The sequence below is a fragment of the Kitasatospora sp. NPDC048194 genome, from assembly GCF_043202455.1.
Lineage (GTDB): Bacteria > Actinomycetota > Actinomycetes > Streptomycetales > Streptomycetaceae > Kitasatospora.
Map to the genome: position 1 here is coordinate 13,700 of NZ_JBIDAK010000045.1, position 13,219 is coordinate 26,918.

General features: G+C 68.0%; 2 protein-coding genes. One reads left to right on the forward strand and one right to left on the reverse strand.

Annotated elements, in window-relative coordinates; genetic code table 11:
- Nucleotides 1-4: 4 nt before the first annotated feature.
- Nucleotides 5-11,515 carry a LamG-like jellyroll fold domain-containing protein gene (locus ACGF07_RS32930; RefSeq protein ID WP_392904873.1) on the reverse strand — a complete coding sequence of 3,837 codons (11,511 nt, stop codon included), beginning with the start codon at nt 11,513-11,515 and terminating at the stop codon, nt 5-7.
- 442 nt (nt 11,516-11,957) lie between these two features.
- On the opposite strand from ACGF07_RS32930, the gene mycP reads away from it, so the two are divergent.
- Nucleotides 11,958-13,199 (forward strand): type VII secretion-associated serine protease mycosin, encoded by a 1,242-nt coding sequence (gene mycP / locus ACGF07_RS32935; protein ID WP_392904874.1) that lies wholly within the window; start codon nt 11,958-11,960, stop codon nt 13,197-13,199.
- The last annotated feature ends 20 nt before the right edge of the window (nt 13,200-13,219 follow it).

The window sequence follows — 13,219 nt, forward strand, 5'->3', positions numbered from 1 at the left end:
ACAACTATATGTTATCGATGGGCACGCTGATGTTCAGCGTACCTGTCCCACGTGCATTGAACCATATTCGGCGCGGATCCGGATTTGTCTTGTCCCAGTACTCGACCTGAGAGCTGAAATAGACCGTCTCTCCGCGATCGAGCGCCGCTCGAACTTGATCTTCGTAGCTCTTCATAACGACGGAGTTTGCGTTCGTGTAGAGGGGCACCAGGTTCCTCATCTCCAATCCTGAGCCGCCCAGTTGCCTAGCGAGGAGGTGGCCCCGAGCTTGCTTGGTTCCATCAACAAACCCCGGCGGATCATAGGTACCGGCGGCTGTCGAGCGAGTGTCACCACCGATGATGAAGGTGTTCTTATTCGGATCCGGCTTACGCCCCCGGTCCTGATAGTCGATATCTGCGGCATTTAGACAGGCAGTGACACCGGTTGCTCTCCCCGCCTGATCGCGCGGTTGGTAGTAGACCCACGTCTTCTTGGTCGAACGGCATCCCTGTTCGCTGTCCTGCTCGTCAAGTTTAGGGTTGTACGCGATAGCCGCGTCCTGAGGCCACAGGAACAGGCCATCATTGGTCACTGCCCCCGGCTGGTATGGGTCGAGCAGCGTCTGCCCACCAAGCTCGGGGAGCGGCTTTCCTTGCTGCGTCAGCCCGAGTTCCGGGCCGTTGAGCGGTGTGCCGGCGGGCGCGGAGGTGGAGCAGTGCGTGCACGGGACGGGTTCGATCGTGTGGGGGTCGGGCTGGGGGCGGCTGGGGCTCGCCGACCCACCGCCGTGCGGCCGTGGGTGTTGGTGGCCGGTTGGCGTGTCGCAGCTGCTCCGGGAGAACGGGTTCAGGGCAAGGGCGCCCCCTTCGAAGATCCCTCCCCACGGGATACTTCCGAACATCTCCGGGATTGCTCCGGCACCCAGCGGAGAGGCATACAACCCCCATGACGGCACATCAAGCGAACCACCGGAGTAGCCAAACGGATGCATCGCATCGTTCAGGTGCTGCTGTTCCAGCATCTGCTGCATGTCGTACTGCTGCCGGGCAGCGGGAGCGTAGTCAGGCTGGGCCGGGGCAGGCTGCGGCGCTACGGCCAGCGGGGGCGTCGAAACTGCGGGAGGCGGCGTGGGGTCCTCGTTGTCCCCGTCGTCACCGCCGCCGCCCCTGGGTGCCGCTATGGGGAACGGAACGCAGGCGCGGTGTCCGCTGGTGTCGGCCGCGTTCATCGGGTCGCTGTTCGCGTAGGCGTAGAGGTTGGCGGCCGATGTGGTGCCGGTGGCCAGTTGGGCGGAGTCGCGGCTGGTGAACTCGGCGGTGGAAGGGTCGTACCAGCGGCTGGCCGCGTTGACCTGTCCACTGGTTGGATCGGTCCAGCCGCCTTGGTAGCCGATCCGGCTGCCGGTTGTGGCTGTGCCGTCGGGCTTGCCCCACGGGTCGAAGGCCCCGGAGCCTGCCATGGCGGTGCTGTTGGCGGTGAACGTGCCGACGAGGTCGCCGTGCCGGTTGCTGTAGGTGAAGTTGGCGGTGCCGGCGGCACCGACGGAGATAAGGCCGCCGTCGGGGGTGCGGCTGTATGTCTCCGCGCCGTCCGTGACGAGGTGGTTGCTCGAGTCGTCGTAGCTGAAGGTGCGGCCCGCGGTGGAGGCCAGTCGGCCGAAGGCGTCGTAGGAGTAGGTCTGGCTTCCCTGCGTCACGAGTTCGTCGAACGCGTCGTAGAGGGCAGTGGCTGTTGTGTTGCCGCTGCTGACGGACGACCTGGTCCCTCGGGCGGTGAAGGTGTAGGTGTTCAACCCTGCGGTGAGCAGCTGGTTGCGCTGGTTGTAGGTCGCGGTCGTGGCACCCGACTTGGTGAGGTTGCCGTTGTCGTCGTAGCTGTAGGAGGTGGCGCTGTCCCCCTTGTTCCAGGTGGACAGCCTGCCCGACTGGTCGTAGGTGTAGCTGGCGTTCGGTGTGCCGGCGAGCCCGGTCGTGTTCTGGGTCTTCAGTCGACCCGAGGGGTAGTAGCCGTACGTCTGGGACGCCTTGGTAGCGCCTGACGTGCTGAGGGTGTCGCTTGCGAGGTTTTGCTTCCCGTCGTAGGTGAATGAGCGGGTTGTGCCGCTGCCGTAGGTGACCGACTGCAAGGTACCGGACGGGTTGTAGGCGTAGCCGACGGTGCTTGCGGTGAGCGGGTCGGCGAAGGACTTCAGGCGGCCCGCCACGTCGTAGGCGAAGTTGGCGGTGCCCGCCGCATTGGTACGGGACGCGAGGAGGCCGTCGGCGTTGTAGGTGAAGTTCGCCTGGCCCTGTGGGCCGGAGCTGGTCCACAGCAGTCCGCGGTCCTCGTAGCTGAAGGTCTGCGGGCCGTTCGGGGTGGAGATGGAGGTGATCCGTCCGGCGAGGTCGTAGCCGATGTTGCGGTTGGTGGTCGGCGCCTCACCTCCGCTGCCGCTCTGGGTGGTGATTCGGCCTGAGGTGTCGTACGTGGTCTGGATCTTCACTCCGCCCGGCTTGAGGGCGGTGACCGGCTGCAGGTTCGGGTCGTATGCCGTGGTGTAGGTGCGGTCGGCGAGGTTCGGGTAGGCGGAGGTCGCCGGTTCGATGGTGGACTCCGCCAGCCCGAGGGCGTTGTAGGTGAAGTAGGTGCTCTGCCCGTTGCCGTCGGTGTAGACCGTGCGGTGGCCTGCGGCGTCGTAGCCCAGTGTGGTGGTGATGTTGTGTGTGGCGTCCACCGGCTGAATCTGTCGGACCGGCTGGCCGAGCCCGTTGTACTCGGTGTGGCGTGTGTTGCCGTCCGCATCGGTGGATGCCAGGGCGTTTCCGTCGGCGTCGTACTGGATGTGGCTCGTCGACACCACCGCCCCGCTCTCGTCGAGGCTGGCAATACTCACCGGGCGACCGACCTGGTCGTACGTCGTGGCGGCGGCGCGTCCGACTCGGCCGGGTGAGTCCGCGGGCGCGGTGGTGCGTACCGGAGCGCCGACGAGGTCGTAAGCCGTGGTCGTGGTGTTGCCCAGCGGGTCGGTCGTGCTGGTCAGCTCCCCTGCTGCGTCGTAGGAGTTGAGGGTGGTCTCACGGTTGGCGGTAATGACGCTGGTGCGGTTGCCGGCGTCGTCGTAGCCGAAGCTGCCTGTGTAGACCGCGGGGGTGGCGCCACTCGTGCCGTGGGTGGTCTGACGGACCTGCTTGCTGATGGTGACGGGGCGACTGAGGTCGTCGTACGTCGACAGGACGACTGCGCCTGTCGGGTCGGTGGCCGACTGAATCTCACCGTCGAGGTCGTAGCTGTAGAGCCACTTGGGGATCACCCCGCCGATGGCCGGGAAGTCCTTCTCGACGAGGTTGCCGAGCTGGTCGTAGGTGTTGGTGGCCGTATTGCCCTTGGCATCGGTGAGGACCTTGGGGCGGCCCATGGCGTCGAAGTCGGTGCGGGTGACGGCGGTGAAGGTACCGCTTGCGTCGGGGGCGGTATAGGTGTTGCTGGCGACGGCGAGATGTTCGCCGGTGGCGTCGAAGGTGTGAGTGGTGGTGACGATGTTGCCGGTCGGGTCTTTGGTCTCGGCGCTCTCGCCGAAGGTGTTGTAGCCGGTGCGGGTCTGGGGGGCGACGGTCAGCGTGAGGGGCTGGCCGGTTACGGGGTTGAAGGTGGTGGTGGCCGTCGGAGGTTCGGTGGTGACGACCTGCTGACCCGCCTCGTCGTGGAGGAACCCGACGGTGTAAGCGGCGGGGTTGGCGCCGCTGACGTTGCCGTTGGGACTGGTTCGGGTGATCGGCAGGCCGCGCTGGTCGTAGGTGAAGGTCGTGGTGGAGTCCTGCGGCGGGTTCTTGGCGGTCTGCGTGGTGACGTTCCCGGCGACGTCGTAGGTGAAGTCGCTCTCCCGGGTCTGGGTCCCGTCAGTGATCGTGGAGCGCAGTACGTGGCCGGCGGCGTCGTAGGTGTTGCTGCTGGTGCGGTTGAGGCCGCCGGGGTCGACCGTGGTGCTGGTGGCGCGGCCGGCGGCGTCCCAGGTGTTGGTGACGGTGGTCTTGCCGCCGCCGGTCACGCGCTGGGTGAGGTGGCCGGCCGCGTCGTAGGTGTTCTGCTGCAGGACGACGTTGCGCAGGGTGCCGTCGAAGGCCTTCGCGACGGGGTCGAAGTTGTGGAATCCGTCGGCGTCGATCTCGGCGACGGTGTCGTCGTCGTTGTAGTAGGTGTGGGTGGAGCGGCCCATCGCGTCCGTCACCTTGGCCAGGCGGCCGGCGGGGTCGTAGGCGCGGGACTCGACGATCTGCGGACGGGTGTCTATCGGGTTGGTGGGGCTTCCGGTGTAGTTGGCGATGGTGACCTGTTGGAGCCAGCCCATCGGGGCGTAGTCGTAGTTGTAGGTGGTGCCGGCTGCGTCGGTGCTGGTGGCCTTGTTGCCGTACTTGTCGTAGGTGTAGCTGGTCGAGCGGCCGGCCGGATCGGTGACCTTCGTGAGCTGGCTGGTCGCGCTGGAGTAGGCCCAAGTGGTGGTGCGCGGGGTGTCACCGCCGGTGAGGTCGGCGACGGTCTGGGTGAGGGGGTTGCCGTCGGTGTCGTAGGTGGTGGTGGTCCGGCGGGTGTGAACGGTGCCGGTGACGGCGTCCGTCGTGGCCGGATCCGTGCGGGTGAGCGGGTTGCCCTGGCCGTCCCACGTGTAGCTGGTCGTGGACGTGGTCGGGGTCTGCCCGGGGCCGCAGTTGGCGCAGCTCTCGGTGATGGAGGTGAGACGGCCGAGGTTGTTGTAGCTGTAGGTGGTGACCAGGCCAAGCGGGCTGACGGTCTTGGTGAGGTCGCCGGCCGCGTTGTACGAGTTGACGGTGCTCAGGTTCGCCGGCACAGACGCCTGGTTGGGGTAGGCCGTGTGGTCGACGTACGGGGACTGCGAGGTGACGAGGCCAGCCGGCTGGGTTCCGGTCGTCGGTTTTCCGTCGCTGCCGATGGCCGTCTCGCTGCCACTGGTGCGGGCGACGTAGGAGGTGCGTCCCTGGGGGAAGTCGGCGGTGGCTGGCACGGTCGTGGACAGAAGTTCGCCAGCCGGGTCGTAGGTGTACTGCGTGCGGTAGGTGGCGTCCCCGGGCCCGTTGGAGCGGGCGTCGCTGCGGTCGGTCACCGTGTCGTTGAGGGCTCCGAGGTGGTCCGCGGTGGCGTCGAGGTTGTAGTGGGTGTAGCTGGTGTGGCAGTGGGTGGTGTCCTGGCAGGTCGTGCGGGAGAGCACGTTGCCCCGGTCGTCGTGGCCCGTGGTGACGGTGTGACCGTCGGCGTCGGTGACGGTGTAGAGGAAGCCGTTGGTGTCGTACGTGTAGCGGGTGGTGTGCCCCCAGGCGTCGCTGCTTGCGATGAGCTTGGCGGTGCGGGCGTCGTAGCGGTAGGAGAGGGTGTTGCCGGTGGGGTCGGTGACGGTGGCGGTGGTGACGGGTGTGGCGGTGCCGCCGTTGCCCATGGCCTTGTAGTGGGCGGCGACCGTGGCGGCGTCGAGCCGGCTGGTGTAGTAGGAGGCTTCCGCGATGCTGCCGGTGAAGTGGTCGGCGCCGCCGCCGGGCCAGCCCCAGCCGGTGGTGGTGCCGGCGCCCAGGTAGACGTACGGCGTGCCGTTGAAGGTGATCTTGCGTCCGCTGGTGTCGGAGGCGCTGGGCTGTCCGTCGATGTAGATGGTCTGGCCGCTGTCGTCGGCCGCGAGGACCACCTGGTGCCACTTGCCGTCGTTGACCGTCCGGTCGGAGGTCATGACGGCGCCGGAGCCCATCCAGAACTCGCCGTGGATGCGGCCGTCCGATCCGACGTACAGGGCCGGGTTCCAGCTGTTCCCGAGGGGGGCGCCCACGGGGAAGTCCTGGTAGCTGTAGAGCGGTCCGCCGCTGGTGGTGTTGAACCAGAGCTCCATGCTGGCGGGGCCGTGGGTGGGCGCGGCGTTGGACGGGAGCTGGATCTGCGAGGTGGTGCCGTTGAAGACCGCCGCGCGCTGGTTGCCGTAGTCGTTGGACGGGCCGTTGGCGTTGAGAGTGACGTTGCTGTACGTGCCGGCGGTCAGATCGGGCATGGCGGTGCCGAGTTCGGCGGCCGCGTACCAGGAGCCGGACGGGTCGTTGAGGCGCCAGTACTGGATAGGTCCGGCCTGGACGACGGCGGCACGGTAGGCGCCTGCGGCATCTAGGCCGCCGGTGGTGCCGGGGGTGGTGGCGGCACTGTGGTGGGCGGCGACCGCGCTCGGGGTGAGCGGGTAGCTGTAGATCGCGAATTCGGCGATCGCGCCGTTGAGGTGGCCGCTCACGTCGGTCGGGTGGTTGGGCCAGGCGCCGTCGTCCGTGCCGGCACCGAGGTAGACGTAGGGGGATCCGTTGTAGGTGATGGGACGGGCGACCGTGCTGGCCGCGGCCTTGGTTCCGTCGAGGTAGAGGGTCTGGCCGTTGCTGTCACCGCTGAGCGCGACGTGGTGCCAGGCGCCGTCGTTGACCGCCGCCGGGGTGGCCAGAGCGTTCGCGGTGTCACCGGTCCACAGGGCTCCGTAGAGCTTGCCGTCGGTCCCGACGTACAGGGCGGGGTTCCACTTGCTTCCCTGCGGGTGGTCGGCACCAAGCGGGAAGTCCTGGTAGCCGTAGATGACGCCGGGACTCTTGGTCTTGAACCAGAGCTCGACGGTCGTGGCGCCGTAGGGCTTGGGAGCGGTGTTAGCCGGCAGCTGGATGTAGGAGGTGGTGCCGTCGAAGCCGGTGGCCGTGGAGGTGCCGGAGGCCCAGGGACCGCTCTGGCAGCAGGTGGTGGAGTGGTAGCTGCCCCGGTTCTGCGCCAGTGCCGCGGAGGAGACGACCTCGGTGGCCTGGTTGCCGCTGGTGTCACCCATTCGCCAGTAGCCCGTGGGGTGGGCGTCGACGACGGCCGCGTCGTACTGGGCGGCGCCGCCGCTGGTGGCCACCTGGTAGAGGTTTGCGACCGATGTGCTGTCCAGGCCGCGCGGGAACGCCATCACGTCGGCGATCTGGCCGTTGAAGTGGCCTGAGTCGTCACTGGGGGCGGCGGGCCAGCCGAGGGAGACGGCGCCGGCGCCGACGAAGACGTGCTCGGTGCCGTTGGGGGTGATGCTGCCGGTCAGCGGGCCGGCACTCTGAGCGCCGTCCACGTAGAGCTGTTGCGATGTGGGGGTGTCGGCAGACAGTACGGCGAAGTGCCACTTGTTGTCGTTCACCGTGGTGGCGCTGGCCATGGTGTGGGAAGCGTCACCGGTCCACAGCTGCGCGTGGAGTTTGCCGTCGGTGCCGACGTACAGGGCCGGGTTCCAGTGCAGGCCCCACTGGCTGTGGGGCGCGTCGAGGGGGAAGGACTGGTAGCTGAGCAGAACGCCGGCGCTGCTGGTCTTGAACCACACGCCCAGCGTTCCCGGGCCCGACTGGGGTGCGTAGGAGGCCGGCAGCTCGGCCCAGGAGGTGCTGCCGTTGAAGGAAGCGGACCCGGCGGAACCCGTCATCGGCCCGGCGGCTCCGAGGGTCACGCCGGAGTAGGTGCCGTTGTTGGGGGTGGGCCGGGGGCTGTAGACCTGGTTGGCGGCCTGGACGCCCTGGCTCTCCGATAGGCGCCAGTATCCGGCGGGCTGCGATCCCATGACCTGGCCGCGGTATTCCTGGGAGGAGCCGGAGACGGTCGGGTTGGCGAGCTTCCAAGTGCCGCCGTTGCCGTCGGTGATCTGGGAGGCGCGGTCCTTGACGGTGTCGTAGGCGGCGGCGAGCTGGGTCTTGCCGGAGGGAAGCTTCAGTCCGGACAGCTCCGTCGAGGGCTGGCTGCCGGCCTGCCACAGGGCCTGGACGGTCGGGGCGCCGAGGGTGCGGTTGTAGAAGGCGACGTCGCTGATGCTGCCGGTGAAGTAGCTGGCCCGGCCGGTGAAGTCGGTGAACGGGCTGTCCTGCCACCAGGCGCTGGTGAAGCCGCCGCCGATGGCTCCGGCGCGCTGCCCCGGGGCGAGGACGGGACCGTTCAGTGTGGCCTGGGCCTGGCCGTCCAGGTACAGCGTCTGGGTGACGCCGGAGGCGGACAGGAGCGCGAAGTGCCATTGGCCGTCATTGACCGCCTTGGTGGACTGCATGGGGTTGGAGGAGCCGGCCCAGAACTTGCCGTGGAGCTTGCCGGAGATCCCGACGTAGAGCGCGGGGGTGTAGTCGCCCGCCGTGGTGCCGCTGCCGGGGAAACTCTCCGTCTGGTAGCTGAAAAGCACGCCGGAGCCGGTGGTCTTGAACCAGAGTCCGACCGATGTGTAGGACGACGTGGCCAGTGCGGTCTGCGGAAGCGTCACATAGCCGGTACTTCCGTCGAAGGTCGCCGCCGTCGCGGATGCCGCCGGCCCGGGGGTACCCAGGGTCACGCCACTGGAGGAGTAGGTGGCGTTGTCGTTGCCCTGGTTCTCGACCACCTCACTGGCCGCGGTGGTGCCGGAGGCTTCGCCGAGGCGCCAGTACGAGACGGGGGCGGAGTCGAGGATAGCCGAGCGCAGGTGGGAACCCGGGGTGTAGGTGTAGCCAGTGCAGGGCCTGGTGGTGTTGGTTCCGGCCGGCGGGGTGCAGACGCTGTCCAGCTGGTCCGGGTTGCCGCTGTCGTACGCGTAGGTCCAGGTCTGGGCGGTGTTCCAGTCCGTCCCGACCGCGGGATCGGTGTACACCTTGGCGACGTGCCGGTTGTCGGTCGTCCACTCGAAGTGCAGCGCCCGGCCTGAGGCGTTGTCCTTGACCGTGGTGAGTTTGCCGTTGGCGTAGGTGAGGTCCTGGATGTGTCCGGCCGCGTCGGTGACCCGGGACAGCGCGAAGGCACTGCCGCTGGGTATGTGGAACTGGTAGACCACGCCGTCCTTGGCGGTCAGGTCGAATCCGGTGTCGACCTTGGTCAGGGAGGCGAACTCGCCCGGCGGCGGGGTGTAGACGTTGCCGCTGCCCAGCCCGAAGCGCGCGGTGCGTCCGTTGGCAGTGGTCAGGACCACTGAGCCGGTGCCGTCCGCGTCCGGCTGTACCTGCATGTCGAAGGCGGACGTCCACCCGGCGCCGAAGAGCGTGGAAGTGCGTGGGTCGAGGGAGTTGTACGAGCGGGTCACGGTGAGAGCGGGTCCGACCGTCTTCACGCTCGCGTCCGTCGCGGAGGTGGTGTAGTTGCCCACGTGGGCGTCGAAGTCGTGCCCCGCCGCGTCGCCGGCGGCCCCGCCGAGGTGGGAGGTGATGACGGGCTGCTGCAACTGGGTGGAGAAGGTCGCGTATCCCGACCACGGGCTGGCGCCGATGTGGTCCCCGCTCATGACGGTCCACTGGTAGCTGCTGTTCCAGGATAGTTTCCCGGCCGGCACGGCCCAGGTCTGGTTCGGCTGCCAGCCCGACTCGGCGATCAGCTGAGGGTCGCCCGAGGACGGGTTGGTGTAGACGCGGAAGTTGTAGTCCACCCCGGTGCCCGGGTAGTTGTCCGGATCGTGGCCGCTGGCGTACAGCTGCGGGGACAAGGTGCTGACCACGGAGTTCGACAGCGGCACCATCATGTCGATCTGCGGGTCGACGTTCTTGGCCGCGACCCAGGTGCAGGTGTGGTACGGAATACCGTAGTCGTCCCTGAGTGAGTACGTGCCGTTCACCAGGCCGTCCCAGCACAGCTGGTAGCTGGTCCCCGGCGCCATCGGCGGGATGGTGGCGGTGAAGGTCGCCGTATCCCCCGTCTTGACCAGTCCCGGAACGCCCGTGGTAGTGCCCGCTCCCGGCCAGAACTCGTGCCAGTTAGCGTCGAAGAACCGCGGCTTGACCTGCATGCTGCTGGAATTCCACCAGTTCTCCGCGAGGTTGGTCATGGTGACCTGCTGCGAGCCTGCGGTAACGGCCGTCGGCGGTATGTAGTCCTGCGGGATCGAGTAGCTGGCGGCCCAGTCGACGTAGGTCAGCTTCAGGAACGGCGGGTGTTGGGTGTTGACGCTGTCGAACTGCTTCCAGGCCTGGATGTCGCTCGCGTCTGAAGTGAGCGCGAAACCGTAGTTGCCGCCACCGTGGGTCCAGCTGTTGACGAGCTGGACTCCGGCCGTGGTCGGGTCGCCTCCGAGGTTGAACGGCACGGTGACGGGTGAGCCCGGGCAGTAGTTGGTGTTGGGGGCGGCGAAGTTGGCGGAGGCGAGCACCACGGGGTCGAACGACACCTGGGAGAGGTCGTTGACGCTGCCCGGGTCCCACGGGGAGGTGATGGCGTGCACGGCGACGTCGCGCGACTGGCAGCCGCCGCTCCAGATCGCGTTCAGGTCCAGTTCGGCCTTCTGGATGTACCTGTTGCTGAGGTTCGCGCCGAGGGAGTCGAAGACGAGGTAGCTGACGTCGTAGGACGATCCCCCGTTGAAGCTGCCGGTCTTGAGGCTGGCTTCGCTCGCGTGGTTCATGCGGCTGTTCGACACGATGTAGGTCGAACGCGTGCCGTTGATCTGCCCGGTGGGGTCCACTTTGACAGGGAAGACGCGCTTGGGGTCCTTCAGCCAGGCCGTGTCGAGGTCCATCTGGAGGGCGGGCTTTCCGTCCACGGCGGTCAGCTTGTACGTGACGGCGTTGGAGGTGACTCCTTCACCGGAGTGCGGGTCGAGCGCCGAGTCCTCCATGAAACCGTGCGGGATGGTCATCCTGACCTTGCCAGCCTCGTCGGTGAAGCGAACGTTGCCGGAGGCGTCCAGGGAGGCCGACAGGCCCGTGGTGTTCAGCGGGAACACCCAGGTCGCCGGGGCGGAGGCGCTGTGCAGGACCAGCGATTCCTTGATGCCCTGCGCGAGCGTGTTGTAGACGACGTCGGAGTCCGGGAGCGCGCCGGGGTAGGTCAGCGTGTTCGCCGCGGCGGTCGCCGAGACCGGCTTGGCGCCCTGGAGGGTGTAGGAGATCCGGTGGCCGGCGTCCAGTGTCCAGTCGATCAGCGCGGTGCCGTCGGCGCTCGGCGAGAAGCTGAGCGCCTGGTCGTTGGCGGCCTCGGCCCAGCGGCCATCCCGACGGTGGGAAAGGCCGGTGTCGATGTTGTCCCAGGTCCCGTCGGGCCTCTGGAAGTGGACGGGCTGGCTGTAGACGCGCATCGTCTTGGTGCCGTCGGGGTTCTGGAAAACCGAGGTGGTGGAGGTCCTGGCGCCGGTGACCTCGGTGGCCCCGCCAGCCGGATCGGTCGGGCCGACCCAGGCCGCCGGGGAGTCATTGGTCGGCGCGACCTGCCCTGCGGCAGCCTCGCCCTGGCGCTTCGGTGAGCCGTCCGCGTTGTCCGCATGGGGACGGGGCAGGTTGGGGGGCGTGACCTGCTTTCCCTTCACCGGCTCGGGCGCGGCGGGCGTTTGGGGTTTGCCGCCGCTCTGACGGTCCGTCTTCTCGGGCGCCTCTCCCGGGGCGGGCGTGTGCCCGGCCGCCACGCCGCCGTCGGCGTGGCGCGAGGTCTCATTCGCACCAACCTGGTGCCCCTGCCGTCCGGCGTCGTCCGAACGCTGCTGCGGCACCTGCGGAGCCTGCACGGATGCGGCGGGCGACGGGGCATGCTCGCGGGCGAAGGCCTCGGCGGGCTGGAGCACCACCGCCTGTACCAAAGACAACGACAGCAGCGCAGCAGGCCAACGCCGAACCGAGCCGGACATGCGGTTGGATCCGGCCGCCCAGTTCCGCGCACGACCAGCCGCGCGCCGAGGAAGGCCCCCTCCCCCGAGAGCCCACGGCTTTTGCGATACACGGCGTGACAAACGGCGCACGGCCGACCCCTCCGGGAAAACGAGTCCGAGACCCCCCGTCAGGCAGGCCGACAGATCTTCTATCGACCACGACCACTTCGGGTCCAGTGCGCAACCGCCACCCGACATCCGAGATGCCGGGCTATCTCCCGCTTTGCCGCTAAATGATCTTGGCAAAAGTTCCGCAAAGCGCGGTCCCGATGCTTCGTCCCGCCACTTCCGACAAGGCGCGTATGTATAAGATCGCCACCGATCTAGGCATCGTCATGCCTGCTTGATTCATCGTCACTCCTCCCCAGGAGCAACACCCATGGCCGCGATACGCCGGCTCTTCCATGCCTGCGGGATTGCCGTATTCACCATGTCCGCCCTGGTCGCCGGCTCACCCGTCGGCAACGCCGACAGCATCCGCTCGAGTGAATGGCCGCTGAACGCTGAGCACTTCAAGGCCGACCGGGTGTGGGAGATCAGCCGCGGCGCCGGAACGACGGTCGCCGTCGTCGACAGCGGGGTCTCGGCATCCCATCCCGACCTGTCCGGCCAGGTCCTTCCCGGCACCAGCCTGATCGGCGACGGCGACGACGGCCGGACGGACACCTCAGGCGAATCCCATGGGACGGCGATCGCCGGCATCATCGCCGGCACGGGCGGCCCCGCGCCCGGTGGGGGCATGACCGGCCTCGCGCCGGCCGCAAAGATTCTGCCGGTCCGAGTCAGCACCGGAAACCAGGTCTCCGCCCCTATGGTCGCGCAGGGCATCGTATGGGCGGCCGACCACGGTGCACGGGTCATCAACGTCTCCCTCGGCGCACCCGAGCCGGACCCACTTCTCAAACAGGCCGTCACGTACGCCATGGGCAAAGACGCCGTCGTCGTCGCCTCGGCGGGCAACGAAGGCGACCGGGGGAATCCCCCGATGTATCCGGCCGCTTTCCCCGGAGTCGTATCGGTTTCCGGAGTCGACGAGGCCGGCGGCTTCTGGAACCCCAGCGAATCCGGCCGCGGCATCGTCATCGCGGCACCCGCCGCCGAGATCTACTCGACCAACAACCAAGGCCGCTATGTGAAGGCCGATGGCACGAGCTATGCGGCGGCCTACGTCTCGGCCACTGCCGCGCTCATCCGCTCGGCACACCCGGACCTGTCAGCGGGGCAAGTGATTTACCGCCTCATCACCACGACAGTCGAGCGGAAAAGCCACCCCGACCCAAAACTCGGCTTCGGAAGAATCGACCCGATCTCGGCACTTTCCTCCGCCGACGATGGAGACCGCGGCAATCCCCTCCTCCGGGAACCGCACGAGTCGGCCGATTCCGCCTCCGAACCGGATTCCGGCCTGTTGGTCCTCACCGCGTCATCCACCGGACTCGCCCTGGCCGCCTGTGCGGCGGTCGTCCTCTGGCGCAGGTCCCGCAGTCACGCAACGACGCGCAAGGCCGGACCGGCCCAGCCCGTGGTGCACGCGGTCGGAAAGTCTGCCCGTACGAGGCCTCGCGCCGGTACCTCTTCACGCCCGTCCGTACGCACGCCCCGTTCCAGGCGAAACAACTGACCCGTTCCCCGTCCCCAGGA

Coding starts and splice junctions, on each gene's coding strand:
- mycP (WP_392904874.1), top strand. CDS start 11,958: ATGGCCGCGATACGCCGGCTCTTCCATGCCTGCGGGATTGCCGTATTC.